General features: G+C 63.2%; 12 protein-coding genes and 1 pseudogene. 7 read left to right on the plus strand and 6 right to left on the minus strand.

Annotated elements, in window-relative coordinates; all coding sequences use genetic code 11:
* Positions 1-395 precede the first annotated feature (395 nt).
* Positions 396-10,412: a non-ribosomal peptide synthetase gene (locus ACJ8HB_RS07205; RefSeq protein ID WP_047571471.1), complete on the plus strand. Its 10,017-nt coding sequence runs from the start codon at positions 396-398 to the stop codon at positions 10,410-10,412.
* 130 nt (positions 10,413-10,542) lie between these two features.
* Positions 10,543-11,532: an aldo/keto reductase gene (locus ACJ8HB_RS07210; protein ID WP_047571473.1), complete on the plus strand. Its 990-nt coding sequence runs from the start codon at positions 10,543-10,545 to the stop codon at positions 11,530-11,532.
* 29 nt (positions 11,533-11,561) lie between these two features.
* Here ACJ8HB_RS07210 and ACJ8HB_RS07215 read toward each other — a convergent pair.
* Positions 11,562-11,789 (minus strand): annotated as a pseudogene (locus ACJ8HB_RS07215) (LysR family transcriptional regulator); the annotation flags it as partial.
* A 170-nt stretch (positions 11,790-11,959) separates the two neighbouring features.
* Between ACJ8HB_RS07215 and ACJ8HB_RS07220 the strand changes: the two are divergent.
* Positions 11,960-12,355: a (R)-mandelonitrile lyase gene (locus ACJ8HB_RS07220; protein ID WP_047571477.1), complete on the plus strand. Its 396-nt coding sequence runs from the start codon at positions 11,960-11,962 to the stop codon at positions 12,353-12,355.
* Between the two features lie 6 nt (positions 12,356-12,361).
* On the opposite strand, the gene ACJ8HB_RS07225 is transcribed toward ACJ8HB_RS07220, so the two are convergent.
* The 3 genes from ACJ8HB_RS07225 to gabD form a co-directional block, all read right to left on the minus strand.
* On the minus strand, positions 12,362-12,733 hold the full coding sequence (locus tag ACJ8HB_RS07225) for a glyoxalase superfamily protein (RefSeq protein ID WP_047571479.1): 372 nt from the start codon (positions 12,731-12,733) through the stop codon (positions 12,362-12,364).
* 19 nt (positions 12,734-12,752) lie between these two features.
* On the minus strand, positions 12,753-13,166 hold the full coding sequence (locus ACJ8HB_RS07230) for a GyrI-like domain-containing protein (RefSeq protein ID WP_047571481.1): 414 nt from the start codon (positions 13,164-13,166) through the stop codon (positions 12,753-12,755).
* 101 nt (positions 13,167-13,267) lie between these two features.
* Positions 13,268-14,743, minus strand: coding sequence for an NADP-dependent succinate-semialdehyde dehydrogenase (gene gabD, locus ACJ8HB_RS07235; protein ID WP_041035756.1), 1,476 nt, complete (start codon positions 14,741-14,743; stop codon positions 13,268-13,270).
* Between the two features lie 211 nt (positions 14,744-14,954).
* Here gabD and ACJ8HB_RS07240 point away from each other — a divergent pair, with 211 nt between their 5' ends.
* Complete coding sequence (locus ACJ8HB_RS07240) at positions 14,955-15,170, plus strand: glycogen synthase (RefSeq protein WP_033647872.1); 216 nt, start codon at positions 14,955-14,957, stop codon at positions 15,168-15,170.
* Positions 15,171-15,208: 38 nt separating this feature from the next.
* Here the strand turns inward: ACJ8HB_RS07240 and ACJ8HB_RS07245 are convergent, their stop codons facing one another.
* A complete protein-coding gene (locus ACJ8HB_RS07245; RefSeq protein WP_047571483.1) occupies positions 15,209-16,123 on the minus strand; it encodes a pyridoxamine 5'-phosphate oxidase family protein in 915 nt (304 codons plus the stop codon).
* 4 nt (positions 16,124-16,127) lie between these two features.
* Positions 16,128-16,745, minus strand: coding sequence for a glutathione S-transferase family protein (locus tag ACJ8HB_RS07250; RefSeq protein ID WP_047571485.1), 618 nt, complete (start codon positions 16,743-16,745; stop codon positions 16,128-16,130).
* A 98-nt stretch (positions 16,746-16,843) separates the two neighbouring features.
* Between ACJ8HB_RS07250 and ACJ8HB_RS07255 the strand changes: the two genes are divergently transcribed.
* From ACJ8HB_RS07255 to ACJ8HB_RS07265, 3 genes are all read left to right on the plus strand, one after another.
* Positions 16,844-17,755, plus strand: a complete 912-nt coding sequence (locus ACJ8HB_RS07255) for a LysR family transcriptional regulator (RefSeq protein WP_033647869.1) — start codon at positions 16,844-16,846, stop codon at positions 17,753-17,755.
* Between the two features lie 147 nt (positions 17,756-17,902).
* The gene (locus tag ACJ8HB_RS07260) at positions 17,903-18,700 is read left to right on the plus strand and encodes an alpha/beta hydrolase (RefSeq protein WP_047571487.1); all 798 of its coding nucleotides are present in this window, start codon (positions 17,903-17,905) and stop codon (positions 18,698-18,700) included.
* A gap of 1 nt (position 18,701) precedes the next feature.
* A complete protein-coding gene (locus ACJ8HB_RS07265) occupies positions 18,702-19,073 on the plus strand; it encodes a RidA family protein (protein WP_047571489.1) in 372 nt (123 codons plus the stop codon).
* Positions 19,074-19,080: the final 7 nt, after the last annotated feature.

Raw genomic sequence — 19,080 nt, forward strand, 5'->3', positions numbered from 1 at the left:
ATGCTTTGGAATAGCGCAGCCGAAAGAGGCGTGTTTTCAATTAAGAAAATTCTCTATTCAATAGCGATGTGCTGGGCGTTTTTAAATTACCCTGGCTTATCTTAAATATAATCCTATTCGTTTTTTTAATTTGTTTATCTCATTTATTTTATTAATGAATGAAATGTGGTTAATCCATTGCTGGGAAATCAAAATAGATTCTATCTAGTTGTTTTTTATTGAGTTTATTTATTTGTGTTTTTGTGGCTTTATTTTTTATAAAAATAAAATAATATTCCCTCTTATCTTTTTTAGGTTTTCAGTTAACAGCTCAATCGTATAACGCTTACGGTATTTATGTCATGCATAAGTATCTATTTATATATTTACGGAATATATTAAAAGGGAATTGATTTATGGACGCGCTCATCGCTTCACCCTATACCCACACATTTTGGAATGAGTACATGCTCAATCCACACTCCTGCGAGTACAACCTGGTGCTGGATCAGACGATTGAGGGAGAATTGGACGTCGGCCGACTGCGCGCGGCGATCGACGGGGTTTGCCGTGACTATATTCTGTTTCACCACGTTCTGGATGACAGCGCCTCGCAATTACGCTGGGTAAGGTCGGCGAAAAAAATTGCGCTGGAAACGCTCGATGCCGATTGCGATGTCGGTAAGTTAATCAACACGCCGTTCGATCTCCGGGAAGGGCCGCTGTGCCGCTTCTACCTGATTGAGCTGGCTCCGCAGCGCTATAACCTGATCATTGTCGTTCATCACATCCTGATCGACGGCCTGTCCGGACAGGAGTTCTACAGCGCCGTTTCCGCCTATTACAATCGCGGCACGGCGGTGACGCCGCCGCAGGCGGATGAAACGGACATCAGCACATTGTACCGGCGCTATGAGGCGGATATCGCGGCGTTGAAACACGAGTTCGGTTCCGCGTCATTCTGGGGCGACATACTGGCCGAATGCGCCCCGCGCGTGGCGTTGCCTTATCTCCCCGGCGCAGCGGCCGAAGCGCCCGGCGCCGGCGAAGTGCGCTTTGCGTTGCCGTTCGCTGAGTGGCAAGCGCTGAAATCCGGCGTCAGGTATGCCAATCCTTTCCTGATCTTCAAAACGCTGTGGGCGCTGCTGATCGCCCGACAATCTGCGCAGGAAACGGTGCATATCGGTTATCCCATCGCGCCGGAGGGCGGCGAGGCGCTGTTCTTCGGCGCACAGGTCAACACTGCGGTGTTTCCCTTGACCCTCGCCCCGGGAGCCACGTTCAATCAGCTGTACCGCGCGACGCTGGCCTACAGCAAAGCGCTCAAGGTGGCTGGCAAGCTGCGGCACAGCCAATTACCGGTTTATGACATGCTGAGCCTCAGTCCGGTGCGTCAGCTGAACGTCAACTTTACCCAGGCTTACCTGAAAGATGCGCCGCTGGCGCTCGAGGGGTGTCGCATTGGCGTCAATCACCGGTTCAATGTCGATCTGGCCGGTTCGGAACTGCTGCTGGAGTATCAGCCCACCGAGCAGGCCTTTGAGTTTCGCCTGCGCTACCGCCCCGATCTGTTCGACGCGACCCAGATGGCGGAGATGGCGGAGCAGTATCTCTGGCTATTGCAGCGCGCGTTAACCGAACCGGATGCGCCGATTGCCGCTTGGCCGCAGCTGACGGCGCAACAGGTTTTGCGCTGCCGCGACGCCTGGGAGAGCGGGCCTGCAACGGCCGACGCGGAAGCGACGCTGCTCGACGGCCTGGCCCGCCAGGCGCGCCGTCACCCGGAACGCATCGCCGTGACCGACGCCAAAGGATCGCTCAGCTACCGCCAGCTGGCGCAGCGCAGCGATCGTCTGGCGCTGCGGCTGCGGGCGGAGTATCAACGGCTGCGCGGCGTGGCCATGCCGCCGGAGACGCTGATCCCGCTGTATCTGCAGCGCAGCGCGGAGGCGGTGGTGGCGATGCTGGCCATCATGAAGGCGGGCGGCGCCTATGTGCCGCTGGATCCCGCCGCGCCGGCGCAGCGGCTGGATTATATCCTGCAAGAGGTGAACAGCCCGATTGTCCTGACCGAAAGCGCGTTGCAGGCCGCGGCGCAGCGATTGGCGCCGGGCGATCTTTGCCTGTCGGCGGATGAACCGCTCGCCGATGCGGATGCCGCGAGTTTGCCGAGTGTGGACGCCCGGCAGTTGGCCTACGTGATTTACACCTCCGGCACCAGCGGGCGGCCGAAGGGCACGCTGTGCGAACACCGGGGTGCGGCCAATATGGTGCGTGGCCATACGCAGCGCTTGTTGCGTAATGAGCCGGATGAGCTCAACTGCCTGCAGTTCGCCTCGCTGGCCTTTGACGCGCACGTCTTTGAGGTGTTCATGGCCCTGGGCAACGGCCACCAGCTGTTCATCGCGAGCGAAGCGCAGCGACGAGATCCCGCGTTGTTGTGCGAACAGATGGCGGCCTGGTGCATCGAGGCCTGCTTCTTGCCGCCGGCGCTGCTTGGCACCTTCCCTGAATTGCCGGCTTCGGTGCGCTATCTCGCGACCGGCGGCGAGGCGAGCGCGCAGGAAGCGCTCGACCATTACCTGGCCCGCGGCATGCAGGTCGCCAACATGTATGGCCCGACCGAAGCTTCGGTCAGCGCCAGCCTGAATATTTATCGCCGCAACGGCGCGCGCAATATCGGCCACGCCATCGCCAACATGCGCTGCTATGTGGTTGACGAGCACGATAACTTGCTGCCGCTGGGGGCGGAAGGCGAACTGTGCCTGGCCGGCGTCGGCCTGGCGCGCGGATACCTGAACCTGCCGACGTTGACGGAGGCCGCGTTCACCGCCAATCCTTTTGAACTGCGTGAACCGTACCGGCGCCTGTACCGCACCGGCGACAGAGTGCGGCGCTTGGCCGACGGCAGTCTGGAGTACCTCGGACGGCACGATCAGCAAATCAAGATCAACGGCTATCGCATCGAATTGGACGAGATAGAAATGCAGCTGCGCGCGCTGCCTGGGGTGGCCGAGGCGGTGGTGAGTCTGCGTCCCGGCACTACGGACCAGCTGGCGGCCTGGTATGTGCCGCAACCTGGCTCGGAGCCGGAGGCCGGCGACATCTTGCAACGGCTGGCGGCGCAGCTGCCGCACTACATGTTGCCCTCGGCGATGCGGGCGCTGGCGGCGCTGCCGCTGACGGTGAGCCGCAAGGTCGATTACCGGGCATTGCCGGAACCGCTACCGATCGAGCCGCAAACGGCGTTTCGCCGGCCGTGTTCGCCGCTGGAGATTCGCCTGTCGGCACTGTTCAATCGGCTGCTGGGGGGCGATGTCGGCGTGGATGACAACTTCTTCCGCCTCGGCGGCAACTCCATGATGGCGATCAGGCTGTGCCACGAAGTGAATAAACTGCCGGGGGCGAAGATCTCGGTGCTAACGTTGAATCAGCACCCGACGGTGGCCGCGCTGAGCGAGCATATCGCTGCCCAGCGTCAGGCGCCGCCGGACGAGCTGCCGATCCTCCCCGGCGGGCTGCGGGAGGCGCCGCTGTCGCTTCAGCAGTCGCGGCTGTGGTTTGTTCAGCAACTGTCGGTGGACGCCACGCATTATCTGTCGCCGGTGCTGCTGCGGCTGTCGCCGGATATCGATGACGAACGTTTTGTGGAGTGCCTGCAGGCGATCGTCGAGCGCCACCAGATCTTGCGCAGCCTGATTCGCCAGAATGATCGGGGCGAAGCCAGCCAGTGGGTCAGCGATACCGCGCTGCCGGTGCCTGTGCTGGCGCAGAGCGCCGATGAATTTGACGCCGAGCTGACGCAAGCCTGCAGCCAGCCGATGGATTTGACGCGCGAGCTGCCGCTGCGCGCCACGCGCTACCGTTACCACGATGCGGCGGAGCGGGAAACGACCGTTTGCCTGTTGGTGTTCCATCACATCGTCTTTGACGGCTGGTCGCTTGAGGTGCTGCTGCAGGAATTGGACGCGCGCTATCGGGGAACGTGGCGTGAGGCGACAGAGCCGGCGTTGCAATACCTCGACTATGCGCGCTGGCAACAAGCGCCGGAAAATGTGCAGCGCCGGGCGGACGAATTGGCCTTTTGGCGGCAGGCGCTGGCAGGTTGCCAGCAACTCTCGCTGCCGTTGGACTTTTTGCGGCCGGCGGTCTTCGACGAGCGCGGCGACAACAGCGAAGTACCGTTGCCGGCGGCGCTGGTGAAGGCGCTGGATGCGCTGGCGCGCAGAGAGGGGGTGACGCTGCATGCGGTGATGCTGGCGGGGTTCATGTTGCTGCTGTCCCGCTACAGCGGCCAGAACGATGTCATGGTCGGCACGCCGTTGGCCAACCGCAGCCGCCCTGAACTGGAGAATCTGATCGGGTTCTTCGTCAATACGCTGCCTTTGCGCCGGCAGATCGACCCGCGCCATCGCGTCGTGGAGTTTGTGCGGCAGGTCGCGGCCACGACGCTGCAGGCGCAGCAGCATCAGACGCTGTCGCTGGAAGCGCTGGTGGACGACCTGGCGCTGCCGCGCGATTTTTCGCGCCATCCGCTGTTCCAGGTCATGTTCGCGTTGGAGAGCGAGGGCGGCGCGCAGGCGCGCCCGGACTGGCTGTCGGTGGTCGACCTAAGCGCTTATGAACGCACCGCCAAGTTTGATCTCACGCTCACGCTGACGCCGCAGAGGGAGCAGATGCGCGCGCGCTTCAACTTCGCTTCGGCGCTGTTCAGCAAAGCGTCGATGGATCGGTTGGCCGGCTACTATCTCGCCGTGTTGCAGCAGATGGCGCACCACGACGACTGGCCGCTGGAAAATATCCGTCTGCAACCGCAGAGCCAGGCGCTGCCAGCGGTGTCTGCCTTCGGCTATGCGTTTGAACGCAGCCTGCAACAGGACTTCGTGCAGCATGCGCGGCGCAATCCGCAGGCCGTGGCGGTTGTCGACGAGCAGGGCGAGATGACTTACGGCGAGCTGCACGCGGCGGCGCTGACGCTTGCCACTCAGCTGCGCGTGCAAGGGCGGATGACCGGTGACGCCATCGCCGTCATCGCCGACAAGGGGCGCCGGCAACCGGTAGCCCTGTTGGCGGCGCTGATGTGCGGCAAGGCGTTTTTGCCGATGGAGGCGGCATGGCCACCGCAGCGGCGGCTGAACGTGATGGCGCAGGCCGGCATCAATACGCTGCTCAGCGATGCGCCCTGGGCCTGCGACGAGATCAATCTGATCGAACTGAATGCCGCAGGGCTGGCGGCGCAGCTGCCGCTGCCGGAACAGCGCCTGCCGGCGCTGGATGCTGGGCCCGACAGCCTGGCCTATATCATTTTCACCTCGGGATCGACCGGCACACCGAAAGGCGTGGCGATCGAACATCGCAGCGCGGTGAATATGCTGGAGGGCGTGCGGCGGTATTTCGGCCTCAACGAGCGGGATCGCAGCCTGGCCCTCAGCGCGTTGAGCTTCGATCTGGCGATCTTCGACATTTTCAGCCCGTTGAGCGCCGGCGGCGCGGTCGTAATGCCGGCCGAGCGGGATCGGACCAATCCGCAGGCCTGGTATCAGCTGATGATGACCCATCGGGTGACGCAATGGCTGAGCGCACCGGCGCTGATGGAGCTGTTGCTGGATTATGTGAACGGGGCGGGGTTGACGGCCGGGCCGGCACCGGCGCTGCGGGCGGTGATGGTGGGGGGCGACTGGATCGCCACCTCGCTGCCGGAACGCTGCCTGGCCTGGGCGCCGCACGGCCGTTTTTGCAGCGCCGGCGGCGCTACGGAGGCGGCGATCTTCACCATGCTGTACGAGGTGCCGCGCGGTCAGAAAATTCGGTCGGTAAGCATTCCATACGGCAAACCGTTGCCGCACCAGCGTTGCTATATCCTGGATGCCGGGCGGCGGCCCGCCGCGCCGGGTGTCCGAGGCGAAATCTATCTGGCGGGGGAAGGCCTGGCGCGCGGGTATTACGGCGATCCGCAACGCACCGCCGAGAGTTTCTTCTGGCATGACGAGCTGCAGGAGCGGGTGTATCGCACCGGCGATGCGGGCCGATGGCTGGAGGATGGCAACGTGGAGTTTATGGGGCGCCTCGATCAGCAGATCAAACTGAACGGCTATCGCATCGAACTGGGGGAGATAGAACATGCCGCGCTCGCCTATCCGGGCGTGACCGCCTGTTGCTGCGTGCTCGTCACGCAACCGCAGCCCTGCCTGGCCGCGTATTACGTTGCCGATGAGGCGATCGCCCCTCAGGCGCTGGCTCAGCATTTGAGCCGCCAACTGCCTCCTTACATGGTGCCGCAGGCGCTGATGCAGCTGGCGCAGCTGCCGCTGACCGAAAACGGCAAGATAGCGCGACAGGCGCTGCCGCAGCCGGAAAGGGCGGCGCGTGAGTTCGTCGCGGCGCAGAGCGAATGGGAGAACGCTTGTCTGGCGGTGTGGCGCGATCTGCTGCAGCGGCAGGATATCGGCGTGGAGGACAATTTCTTCTCGCTGGGGGGCAACTCTCTTCTGGCTATCCAGGCCTGCTATCAGATCGGCCGGCGGCTGGCGCGCGAGGTCACGCTGAGCGAGCTGGGGCGCTTCCCGACGATCCGCTCGCTGTGCCGCGCGTTGCCGCAACAGGAGCAGGGCGCCGCGCCGGTGTCGATCCCGCCGCTGCGGCAGCGCGAGTATCCGCTCTCTTCTTCACAGCTGCAGCTGTGGTTTATCGAGAATTTGAACGGAGGCGGCAATCTCTACCACGTGCCGATGCTGTTCCGTCTCGGCGACGAGGTGTGCCTGGCGGCTTACGAGCGCAGTTTGCAGGCGGTGGTCGCCCGGCATCAGGTCTTGCACAGCCTGATTGTCCAGATGCCATCCCAAAGCGCCGTCGCCCGTGCCTGTGAACTGACGCTTTCGCTGGCGCGCGTGACGCTGGCGGCGGCGCAATGGCCGGACAGGCTGCGGCAGGATATCGACCGGCCGTTCGCGCTGGGGGCGGAATTGCCGATCAGGGCAGCCGTTTACCGGGTGGCGCAGCCGGATGGCGGGTGGGTGACTTACAGCCTGATTCTGGTGCATCACCTGGCGTTTGACGGCTGGTCGCAGCCGGTGCTGTTGCAGGAGCTGGACGTGCTGTATCAGGCGCAGCGGCAAGGGCAAGAGGCCGGGCTGGCGGCGTTGCCGTTGCACTATGGCGACTATGCCGTCTGGCAACGGCGCTGGCTGGAATCCGCTCAGGCGGATGAGGCGAAGGCGTATTGGCGACAAGCGCTGGATGGGTGGCAGGCGCTGGAAATGCCGCTCGATTTCGTGCGGCCGGCCCGCTTCGATCATCGCGGCGCCAACCACGTCATCGCGCTGCCGGAGGCGCTGGTGGCGCAGGCGGCGCAGTTCGCCCGGCGCCAGGGCGTCACGCCGTTTGCGCTGTATCTCGCGGCCTTTAACCTGCTGCTCGGTTACTTCAGCGGCCAGCAAGACATTCTGGTCGGCACGCCGGTCGCCAACCGGCCGGTGGCGGAGACCCGCTCGGCGATCGGATTCTTCGTCAACACGCTGCCGCTGCGTTCGCAGATCGACGATGCGGCGTCGCTGAACGACTATGTAAACCGGGTCTTTGACGGCGTGCTGCAGGCGCAACGGCATCAGAATTTGCCGTTGGATCAGCTGATCGAGCTGCTGCAGGTGCCGCGCGATCTGTCGCGCCATCCGCTGTTCCAGGCGCTGTTCGCGCTGGAGGAAGAGGGGGATGCGCCGACCTGGCTGGCGCCGCAGGATCTGCTGGCGCACTACCAGGCGGCCAAATTCGATTTGACGCTGAGCATACAGCCGGCGCCGCAGGGCGGCAGGGCGATCTTCAACTATGCCACCGCATTGTTCTCATCGGCCACGCTGGCGCTGTTGGGCGAGTATTATCTGACCATCCTCACGCAGATCGTCAATCACGGGGAGCAGCGCGTCAGCCAGTTGGCGCTGGTCTCGGAGAGTGAAATGGCGCGGCAACGCGCCTTCCATCAATCCTGTCCGCCGGCCTACGATTTTGAGCGCGCCATCCATCATGATTTCATCCGTCAGGCCGAGCGCCATCCGCAACGGCTGGCGATCGTCGATGAATGGGGCGAACTGAGCTACGGTGAGCTGTATCGGCGCGCGCTGACGCTGTCGCTGCAGCTGCGTCAGCACGCGGACATGCGCGCCGATACCATCGCGGTGATGGTGGACAAAGGGCGGGCGCAAATCATTGCGGTGCTGGCAATTCTGATGGCCGGCAAGGCCTATTTGCCGCTGGACGGCGCCTGGCCGGAACGCCGCCGCCTGGATATCGTCGCGCAGTCGCAGACCCGAATTATCCTCAGCAGCCGGGAATGGTCGACCAGCGGCGAGGCCAGGCTGTTGACCATCGATCCGCAGGGGGCCGTCACGGCGTTACCGCCGGCGGCGCCGGGAGAGCCTGTCTTGCCTGCGCCTTCCGCGCTGGCCTATGTGATTTTCACCTCCGGCTCTACCGGCGCGCCGAAAGGGGTGGCGATAGAACATCGCGGCGCGGTGAACAGCATCATCGATACCTTGCGCCAGCTGGAACTCGGCGCGGACGATCGCGGGTTGGCGCTCAGCGCGCTGAGTTTCGACATTTCGGTGTTCGATATTTTCGGCCTGCTGTCGGTGGGCGGCGCTATCGTGATGCCGTCCGAAACCGAACGCTATCAGCCTGAGGCCTGGCATCGGCTGTTGATGACTCAGGGCGTGACCTTCTGGAACTCCGCGCCTTCGGTGATGACGCTGCTGGTGGAGCAATTGGAATCCGCCGCGTCGCAGGCGCAGTGGCCGCAGCTGCGCAACGTGGTGCTGGTGGGCGAGGTGATCTCCCGCCAACTGCCGGCGCGCATTCGTCAATGGCGGCCGGGGTGCCGAGTCGTCAGCGCCGGGGGCGCGACCGAGAGCTCCATTTGGTCGATCCTGTACGACATCCCGGCGACGCCGATCCTGGCGCCCAGCGTGCCTTACGGTCAGGCGATGGCCCATCAGCGTTTTTACGTGCTGGATCGTCATCTGCGCGTGCTGCCGCCCTGCTTGCCGGGAGAGCAATACATCGGTGGGATCGGCGTGGCGCGCGGCTATTACCGCAATCCGTCGCTGACCGAAGAGAAATTCATCTACCATCCGGAGCTGGGGGAGCGGCTTTATCGCACCGGCGACGCCGGCCGCTATTTGCCGGACGGCAACCTGGAGTTCCTCGGCCGTATGGATTTTCAGGTGAAAATCAACGGCTACCGCGTTGAGCTGGGCGAGGTCGAGCAATGTGCGCTGGCGTTCGGCGCGATCAAATCCTGCTGCGCCGTCGTGCTGTCGGAGGCGCATCGGCAGCGCCTGGCGCTGTATTACGTCAGCGAGGCGCCGCTGGATGAATCGGCGCTGTTGGCCTTTATGAGCGGGCAATTACCGTTGTACATGCTGCCTGCGGCGCTGATGCGGCTGGAAGCGTTGCCGCACAACTCCAGCGGCAAGCTGGATCGCAAGGCGTTGCCTGCGCCTGCGGCGAGCGAACCGCAGGTTTATGTCGCTCCCGCGAACGAGCTGGAACAGCAGCTGTGTGCGCTGTGGCAGGCGGCGCTGCAGTGCGGGCAGGTCGGCATGACGGACGATTTCTTCCTGCTGGGCGGCACCTCGATCAAGGCCATTTCCCTGTGTGTCGGCATGGGCGAATTGATGGCCGCGCCGGTGCCGGTGGTGCAGCTGTTGCAAAGTCGCACGCTGAAAAACCTGTTGGCCGCCAACGAACGCCGCCTGGTCTTGCCGCTTAACCGCTGGGCAGAGGGCGCGCCCGTCGTATGGATGATCCATCCGGCGCTGGTAGGGGCGGAGGCATTCCACGCTTTCGCACAGCCGCTGCAGGGGCGATTCAACTGCTATGGCGTCGATAACCATAACCTTTACCATCAACCCGCCATCGACTCGCTCGGCGATCTGGCCGAACGGTATCTGAACGAGATGATCGCCGCCGGCCTGCTGCAAGGCGCCAGGCCGGTGCGCATTCTCGGTTGGTCGCTGGGGGGCATCATCGCGCTGGAGATTGCCGCCCGCCTGGAGGCGCGCGGCCGCCGTAACGTGCAACTGTATCTGCTGGATAGCTTCTACCGGCAGGCCGTGGCGGAGTTGCCCTTGGAGCAGTTGTTGCCGGCGTTGGGCATCGAGGGCGAGGCGGCTACACGCGCCATGGCCGCGGGGCAGGCGGAGCGGCGGCTGTCAGAAGGGCGGCTGAGCCGCAGGCTGCAAACCACTAAGGTGACGCTGTTTAAGGCGACGGAGGGCAACCCGCAGTTGCCGGAAGCGGTCACGGCGCCGCTGCTGGCGGTGGAAGATAATGGGCTTGGCGCCGCCTGCGAGCGGCTGAGGGTCATCCCGCTGGCTTGTCATCACCACAACATCCTGCGGTGTGAGGCGGAGATCGGGCAAGCGCTCAACGATGACGTTTGATTCATGAGCCTGGCTCATAAGCCCAAGCGTATTTCGCCCCATAGTCATGGTGCCAACCGTGTTTTACAGTCATCACACCGGAGCGGCGCCGCGTCAGGCGGCGCCGGTATCAATCAGCGGGAGAGTGAAGATGCAAACACGCAAATTGGGGCGCGAAGGGCTGGAAGTCTCGGCGTTGGGGTTGGGCTGCATGGGGCTGAGTTTTGGCTATGGCCCGGCCACCGACAAACGGCAGGCGATCGAACTGATCCGTGCCGCGGTCGACGAAGGCGTGACGTTCTTCGATACCGCCGAGATTTATGGTCCGTTCACGAACGAGGAATTGTTGGGCGAAGCGCTGGCGCCGGTGCGCGATCGGGTCGTTATCGCCACCAAGTTTGGTTTCGATCTGTCGCAGCCGGCGGGGCAACAGGTGTTGAACAGCCGTCCGGAGCATATTCGCCGGGCGGTGGACGGTTCGCTGAAACGCCTGCGGGTAGAGGCCATCGATCTGCTGTATCAACATCGCGTCGATCCCGAGGTGCCTATCGAGGAGGTGGCCGGGGCGGTGCAGCAACTGATTCGCGAAGGGAAAGTGAAGTACTTCGGCCTGTCGGAAGCCGGAGCGCAAACCATTCGGCGTGCCCACGCAGTGCAGCTGGTCACGGCGCTGCAAAGCGAATATTCGCTGTGGTGGCGCGAGCCGGAGCGTGAAATCTTGCCGACGCTGGCGGAACTGGGCATCGGTCTGGTGCCGTTCAGCCCGCTCGGCAAGGGCTTTCTCACCGGCGCCATCACCGAGGACACCACCTTCGACAGCGGCGATTTTCGCAACCAGGTGCCACGCTTCAGCGCCGAAGCGCGCCGGGCCAACCAGGCGCTGGTGGATGTGCTGGGGCAGATAGCGCAGCGCAAGGACGTGACGCCGGCGCAGATCGCTCTGGCCTGGTTGCTGGCGCAGCAGCCGTGGATCGTGCCGATCCCGGGAACCACCAAGCGTCACCGGCTGGAAGAAAACCTCGCGGCGGCGGCGGTCGCGTTGGCGGCGGACGAGCTGGGCGAGATTGAGCGCGCGCTCTCCGCGATCGACGTGATCGGCGATCGCTACCCGGCGCATCTGCAGAAAAACGTCGGGCGTTAAGCCCCGCGCCGCAGCGCCTCAATCAGCAGCGCAAAGCGTGGGCCGATGCTGTTGAGCAGCCGTTCACCGGCCTCGGTGGGGGCGACGCTGCGGGTGGTGCGGGTGAGCAAGCGCAGCGCCAGGCGTTCTTCCAGCCCGCGAATAGCGTGGCTGAGCGCCGATTGGGAAACCCCAAGTTGCGCCGCCGCTTTGGTGAAGCTGCGCTCCCTGGCCACCATCAGGAAAGCGATCAGATCGTTAAAGTTTTCTTTCAACATATCGGCACCGAAGAGGAAGGGAGCGCACTGTCGCGCAGATTTATGAGTTTAGCTCATAGCTCCTTGCACATTTTACCCGCTAGTCGCCGGAAAAGCATGGCGCTATCTTGGCATCACGCATTCATGACGATCAGCGCCGGCGGTGAGAGCCGGCGCGGAGGACACGACAGATGAAAATACAACGCAGCGGTTCGATCCCATCACAGCGCGGTTCAGCGGATTATTTTACCGGGCAGGTACGCATCGACGCGCCGTTCGCTGGTGACGCGCCGGCCAGGGTGGGCGGCGCGACCGTCACCTTCGAACCCGGCGCCCGCACGGCCTGGCATACGCATCCGCTCGGCCAGACGCTGATTGTCACTCAGGGGCGCGGTTGGATCCAGATGTGGGGCGAGGCCACGCAGGAAATGCACTCCGGCGATATCGTCTGGATCCCGGCAGGCGTCAAACACTGGCACGGCGCGACGCCGGACACCGCCATGACCCATATCGCCATCGCCGAAGCGGTGGACGGCAGCCCGGTGACCTGGCTGGAGCCGGTCAGCGAGGCGGAGTACCGCCAATAAGGCCGCTCAGGCTTCGTGGCTCTGCTCGCAAAACCTCAGGCGGTTGCCGAACGGATCGGTGAGATTCAGCTCCTTGCCCCAGTCGACAACCTCCACCCCCGGCCGGGCATAGCGGTAGTTTTTGGCCGTGAGCTCCCGGTGCAGCGCGTCGATATCGTGCACCGGGATGAAAAGGGCGGCGCCGGGCGTGCTGTCCCCGTAGTGTTCGCTCAGGTGCAGCGTCAATCCGGCGCGGCTCACCTGCATGTACAGCGGCAGATCCTCGCTGAAACGATGCTCCCACGCCAGCGTGAAACCGAGAAAATCCAGATAAAACTCTTTGGCCTTGTCGACCGAAAAGATGCGCAGGATCGGAATGGCGGGGGAGAAGGTGGTCATCGTCGATCTCACTGTTACGTTAGCGGCAGCCGATATGGATATCGACCGCGTCGGGGCCGGTATAGGCTTCGAAGTCAGTCAGGAAGCGGCGTTCGATTTCCGGGTGTTGCTCGAAGTAGGCCCAGATGGCTTGCCAGCCTGCGATAACCGCCGCCGGCATCGCGCCCCGGGCCTGGAACACCAGATAGCGGCCGGGTTCGATGTACAAACCGCTCTCTGCCGCACTGCCGGCGGTGACGTCAAACGGCCCGCCGGCGTCGGAGGCGTAGTTGGAGTAGACCCCGTAGACCGGCATGGCGGGCGAGGTGGCGAAAAAGTCTGACCACAGCGCAGAAATTTTAGCCGTTTCGGGCCGGGTTTCGTCCTGATTGGTGGTTCTGATTGTCTGGCCGGCGACGTAAAAGCCGGGCAACTGCATCGAGAGGGGGTGCATAGCGGAAATTCCTTTTAACCGTTTGAACGAGAGGCCTAAAGGTAGCAAAGACTCTCCAAAACCGCCAGGCAGGGCCCCCGCAGGCGCGGGAGCCCATCGCATCAGGCGCCCAAACCGCCAAGGCACAGGTATTTGATTTCGAGATAGTCTTCGATGCCGTATTTTGAGCCTTCGCGGCCCAAACCTGAGTGCTTCATGCCGCCGAACGGCGCCACCTCGGTGGAGATCAGCCCTTCGTTGATGCCGACGATACCGTACTCCAGCGCTTCGGCCACGCGCATCACCCGGCCGATGTCGCGGCTGTAGAAGTAAGCGGCCAGGCCGAACGGCGTGTCGTTGGCCAGTTCGACGGCGTCGGCCTCGTGGTTGAAGCGGATCAGGGGCGCCACCGGGCCGAACGTCTCCTCGCGGAAGATTTTCGCCGTGCGCGGCACGTCGGTCAGGATGGTCGGGGTGAAGAAATTGCCGCCCAGCGCGTCAGGCTTGCCGCCCAGCAGCACCGATGCGCCGTGCTCGACGGCGTCGGCGATATGCTCGCGCACTTTCTCCACCGCGTCCGGGTTAATCAGCGGGCCGATGGTGACGCCCTCATCCAGGCCGTTACCGACTTTCAGCTTGGCGACGGCTGCTTTCAGTTTGGCGGCGAAGGCGTCGTACACGCCGTCCTGCACCAGAAAACGGTTGGTGCAGACGCAGGTCTGGCCGGCGTTGCGGTATTTCGAGGCGACCGCGCCGGCCACGGCGGCGTCCAGATCGGCGTCGTCGAACACGATAAACGGCGCGTTGCCGCCCAGCTCCATGCTGGTTTTCTTGATGGTGGGCGCGCACTGGGCCAGCAGCTGCGCGCCGACTTCGGTGCTGCCGGTGAAGGAGAGTTTACGCACATCCGGGTTGGCGGTGAGTTCGCCGCCGATGCCCTTGCTGGGGCCGGTGATCACGTTGCACACCCCGGCGGGCAGCCCGGCGCGCTCCGCCAGCACGGCGATCGCCAGCGCCGAGAACGGCGTCTGGCTGGCGGGGCGGATCACCCCGGTACAGCCGGCGGCCCAGCCGGGGCCGGCTTTGCGGGTGATCATCGCCGCCGGGAAGTTCCACGGGGTGATGGCGGCGAACACGCCGATCGGCTCTTTCTGCACGATAATGCGGCGACCGGCCTGCGGCTGCGGAATGGTGTCGCCGTAGACCCGCTTGCCTTCCTCGGCGAACCATTCGATAAAGGAGGCGGCATAGGCGATCTCACCGCGGCTTTCAGCCAGCGGTTTACCCTGTTCCGCCGTCATGATGCGTGCCAGATCGTCCTGATTTTCCATCATCAGTTCAAACAGCCGCCGCAGTTTGCCGGCGCGTTCTTTGGCGGTCAGCGCACGCCAGGCGGGCTGCGCCTTCTTGGCGGCGGCGATGGCGCGCGCGGTTTCTTCGGCGCCGAAGGCCGGCACGTGGCCGACCAGCTCGCCGTTGGCGGGATTATGAATGGCGATCGAACGGCCTGCTTGGGCCGGCAACCATTGCCCGTCGATGTAATTGGCCTCGCGGAACAGCGTGGGATCCTTGAGGGTAGCGCTAATGCTGGTGCTCATTGTTCTCTTCCTTTGCTGAGTTCAACAGAATGGTCTATCCCATACGGCTACCCTTTACCCTAGCAAACTTTGCCGCCGCCGTTTGCCGCCGCGGCGACAAGATGAGCGTTTTCTTCATGCGCACCTTCTGTACAAAAAATATCCGCCGCCGGGCCGATACTGAAAGAGCAGGCATATGACCCTTTTCGATGTGATTAAAAGGAGTGTGCGAATGATGAAATCAGTGGACAGACATCTCGCGGCCTACGGCAGCGAAATGGATTTTTTGGCGTCGAGCATCGCCCTGATGGAATGGCAAGGGCGGCAGATTGACGCCGGGCAGGTGGCCGGCAATATGTCGGAACAGCAAAGCCGCCTGTTCTTTGCGCGGTTGCGTTATTTTCGTCAGCTTTATCAGGCCGCATCGGCGGCCGAACACAGCCTGTAATCTTCCGATTCAGCCCCGCCGCAGCGGGGCTTTTCATTTCAGCGGCGCCACACCCCGGTCGCCAGCGTCGCCGGCGAATATTCCAGATCGCGTCCCCGCCACGGCAGCGCCGCCGCAAAACGCCAGGCGCGGTGAACGTCAAACCGCCAATAGCGTTCCGCCCCTTCAACGCCGGGATGCCCTTCCGCCTGCCAGAGGATCTGCGTTTTTCCCTGCAGATGCAGCACGTCGCCGCGCTCAAAATCGATGAACAGCAGCGCCGCCCGTGGTTCGGCCAGCAGGTTGCCCAGCGTATTCATATAGCGGTTGCCGCGAAAGTCCGGCATCCACAGCGTGTCGCCTGCCAGATGGATAAAGCCGGGCCGCCCGCCGCGATGGGAAATATCGACGCCGCCCTGCGCCAGTTCCAGGTGCGCGCCGCTGGCGACGAAGCTGGTGTCCGCGGTGCGGATCAGCGCCTGCGCCGCCGCATCGAGCGAAGCTAAATGCTCAACCGGCTGTGGTCGGCTCTCCACCGGGTAGAGTTCGCGGCGCTGAATGTACTGCGGGCAGTTGCCGAAGCTTTGGTGAACGACGATCTCCACCCGGTTTTTGTCGGTGCGGCCGACGATGCCGTTGGCGCGGTTGCGCCGCCGGTTGCTGAAGTCGAGCCCGAGCGCACCGACCGGTTTGCCGGGCAGCAACAGCGCCTGGGCGGGATCGTCGCTGCGGCGCGGCGCGCTGATGCGCAGGTGCGTGTCGTCCGGCGTGCGTAAAAACCCGGGCGGGCCGCTGAACAGGGTGGCGATGGGCCAGCCCTGTTCGTCCACCGTGGCGACGAACAGGTAGGGCAACGCGGCGAAAAAAGCGCGGTGCTGATCCGGCATCGCGGGGTAGATGCCGCCGCCCACGCGATCGAAACCGGCCAGCGTTTGCGCGCGCAGCTCATCGGGGTGGAACCGTTGCGGGATCATGGCGTCAGCTCGCCGCCGGTTCCGGCAGAGCCGGCATAGCGAAGAAGCCGGGAAGCGCCGCGATGCTCGCCACCCAGCGGCGTATGGCGGGGTAAGGCGCCAGCGAAATGCCGCCTTCGGCCGCGACCGCCACATAGCTGTAGCAGGCCAGATCGGCGATGGTCGCCTGTTCGCCGGCCAGATAGCCGCGCTCGCTCAGGTGCTGCTCCATCTGCGGCAGAAAACGATCGCTGATTGCCCGCGCCGCCTGATAATCCTCCGGCACGGCGAACTGGGCGATCAGCCGGCAGGAGGCCGGGCCGTAGCGCACTTCACCGGCGGCTTTGGAAAGCCAGGCCTGCACTCGCGCCGCCGCCGCCGGCTGTTCCGGCAGCCAGTGGCTGTTCGGCGCATAGCGTTTCACCAGATAGACCAGAATGGCGTTGCTGTCGGCCAGCGTCAGATCGCCGTCCTGCAAGACCGGGATCTGGCCGAACGGGTTGAGCCGGCGAAAGGCCGCGCTCTGGCGTACCTCCGCCGAGGCTTCTACCCATTCATAGGGCAGCGCCAGCATGCGCAGCAGCAACGCCACGCGGTGAGCGTGGCCGGAAAGCGGGGTGCCGTAGAGGGTGATGGTGGACATGGCGTTTCTCCTCACTGTTTTTTTTCAGCATACTCTTGCGGCGAATGAGCGTAATCCGGCAATGTGGAAATTGATAATTTCATTTTTCGGAAGAGTCTATGGATCGATTAGACGAGTTGGCCATCTTCGTGGCGGTGGTGCAGCAGGGCAGCCTGGCGGCCGCTGGGCGCAAACTGCGGCGCTCGGCGCCGGCGATCACCCGGGCGATCGCCGCGCTGGAACAGCGTTTCGGCACCCGGCTGGTGGAGCGCACCACCCGGCGGCTGGCGCCTACCGAGGCGGGCGTGCGCCTGCTGGAGCGCGCGCAACAGCTGCTGCAGGATTATCAGGCGGTGGTGCAGGATACCGCTGAAGCGCAGCTGAGCGGCTTGCTGCGCGTCACCTCGCCGGTGCAGTTCGGCCGCCGCTACGTGGCGCCGGTGGTGATGGCGTTTCTCGATGACTACCCGCAGATGCAGATCGAAATGGTGTTGAACGATCGCAATCTCGATCTGATTGACGAAGGATTGGATATCGCGGTGCGCATCGGTCATCTGCAGGACTCTTCCCGCGTGGCGAGGCGGCTGGGGCAGGTCAGCCGGGTGACGGTCGCCAGCCCGGCTTACCTGGCGCGCTGCGGCGAGCCGCGCTCGCCGGCGCAGCTGGCGGAGCATGCCACCATCGTTGGCACCCAGCGGCCGTCACTGCGCGAATGGCGCTTCGGCCCGCAGGAAAACGGCGAGCGCGTGCGCTTGGCTCCCCGGCTGTTGCTCAACGACGTGGAGGCGCAGCTGCTGGCGGTGCGCGCCGGCAAGGGCATCGCCCGGCTGCTCTCGTATCAGGTAGCGGACGATCTGGCCGCCGGCACGCTGGTACGGCTGCTGGCGGACCATGAACCGTTGCCGATGCCGGTACAGCTGGTGGCGCAGCAGGCGCAGCGCATGCCGCTGAAGGTGCGCGCCTTTTGGGATTATGCGTTTGAACGGCTCAGCGCATTGCCGCAAATTCAGCCGGACGGGCGGGGAAAATAAGCGCGAAAAGTTTCATGGGTTAAACTTTTTCGCCGCCTGTCTCATTTTATTTTACCGGGCGCGCATTGCTGATGCGCCCATCTTGACAATAATGTTGCCGGTGCTAATAGTTAATTCACATCTTAAATAATAAACGAAGTTTAATATATGAAACAACTTGCGGGGAGCTATGACAACGGCACCACGGTGGATAATGAAGACGCTATTTTGACTTCATTTCAAACTCGCAGCGCGGCTATTTTTCATCAGGTGAAGCATGAAAAGAATATTGCGTATGGCGAAAGCGAACGCGAGACGTTTGATTGGCTTTATTCTGCAAAGCAGCACCAGGGCACGTTAATTTTTATTCACGGCGGCTATTGGCAATGCTGCGATAAGGCAGATTTCGCCTTTATCGCCGCCGGGCCGTTGGCGTTGGGTTTTGACGTGGTGCTGGTGGAATATGCGCTGGCGCCGGCGGTTAATCTTGACGCCATTTGTCGCCAGGTGGGGGCGGCGCTTGATGCCATTCAGCGCCGTCTGCCGCCGCACTATGCCCATCCGGTGCATCTGTGCGGCCATTCCGCCGGCGGGCATCTGGCGGCGTTTTGGCAGCGGCATGCGTTGGTGGATGCGGTCTTTCCCGTCAGCGGCCTGTTCGAACTGGCGCCGCTGCAAGAGAGCTATGTCAACCGGGCGCTGCAGCTGACCGCGCGGCAGATTGAAACGCTCAGCCCGGCGCGCCGGCTGCCGGCGCGCAGTAAGCCGCTCACGTTGTATTACGGCGCTGATGAGCTGCCGGAACTGATCGGCCAGTCGCAGCACTATCACGCGGCGCTGCGCCAAGGCGGGCTGCCGGCCGATCTGGTCGCGGTGCCCGGCGCCAATCATTTCACCATTCTGGATGCGTTGTTCGCCGCCGACGGCGCGCTGCTTCGCCAACTTGACCACTACGGGAACCACTGACATGCGCGAGATCGTAGCGACCGGGCTGCCGGAGATCGGCCAGCCTTTTTCCTGGGCTACCCGGGGCGGCGGCATGCTGTTTACCGCCCACGGCCCGGTGCGGGCGGACGGCAGCATCGAGACCGGCGCGCCTGAGCAACAGATTGCGTTAACCTTCGACAACCTGGCCCAGACGCTGAAGGCGGCGGGCAGCCACAGCGATAAGGTGCTGCAGGTAATGGTTTATCTCACCGACGTTAATGACGTTAAATTGCTCGATGATATTTACCTGAAATACTTTAATTATCCTTATCCCAATCGCTCCACGGTTATTGTCGAAAAATTGGTGGTGCCGGGAATGAAAATAGAAATTACCGTCAGCGCCATCGCCTGATTTAATT

Source organism: Serratia sp. CY27727 (genome assembly GCF_052169275.1).
GTDB classification, from domain to species: domain Bacteria; phylum Pseudomonadota; class Gammaproteobacteria; order Enterobacterales; family Enterobacteriaceae; genus Serratia; species Serratia sarumanii.

What these genes read in the sequence shown, in the direction of transcription:
- gabD (WP_041035756.1), bottom strand. Translation starts at nt 14,743, where the DNA reads ATGAGCACCAGCATTAGCGCTACCCTCAAGGATCCCACGCTGTTCCGC.
- ACJ8HB_RS07245 (WP_047571483.1), bottom strand. Translation starts at nt 16,123, where the DNA reads ATGATCCCGCAACGGTTCCACCCCGATGAGCTGCGCGCGCAAACGCTG.
- ACJ8HB_RS07265 (WP_047571489.1), top strand. Translation starts at nt 18,702, where the DNA reads ATGCGCGAGATCGTAGCGACCGGGCTGCCGGAGATCGGCCAGCCTTTT.
- ACJ8HB_RS07230 (WP_047571481.1), bottom strand. Translation starts at nt 13,166, where the DNA reads ATGCACCCCCTCTCGATGCAGTTGCCCGGCTTTTACGTCGCCGGCCAG.
- ACJ8HB_RS07220 (WP_047571477.1), top strand. Translation starts at nt 11,960, where the DNA reads ATGAAAATACAACGCAGCGGTTCGATCCCATCACAGCGCGGTTCAGCG.
- ACJ8HB_RS07225 (WP_047571479.1), bottom strand. Translation starts at nt 12,733, where the DNA reads ATGACCACCTTCTCCCCCGCCATTCCGATCCTGCGCATCTTTTCGGTC.
- ACJ8HB_RS07205 (WP_047571471.1), top strand. Translation starts at nt 396, where the DNA reads ATGGACGCGCTCATCGCTTCACCCTATACCCACACATTTTGGAATGAG.
- ACJ8HB_RS07240 (WP_033647872.1), top strand. Translation starts at nt 14,955, where the DNA reads ATGATGAAATCAGTGGACAGACATCTCGCGGCCTACGGCAGCGAAATG.
- ACJ8HB_RS07255 (WP_033647869.1), top strand. Translation starts at nt 16,844, where the DNA reads ATGGATCGATTAGACGAGTTGGCCATCTTCGTGGCGGTGGTGCAGCAG.
- ACJ8HB_RS07260 (WP_047571487.1), top strand. Translation starts at nt 17,903, where the DNA reads ATGAAACAACTTGCGGGGAGCTATGACAACGGCACCACGGTGGATAAT.
- ACJ8HB_RS07250 (WP_047571485.1), bottom strand. Translation starts at nt 16,745, where the DNA reads ATGTCCACCATCACCCTCTACGGCACCCCGCTTTCCGGCCACGCTCAC.
- ACJ8HB_RS07210 (WP_047571473.1), top strand. Translation starts at nt 10,543, where the DNA reads ATGCAAACACGCAAATTGGGGCGCGAAGGGCTGGAAGTCTCGGCGTTG.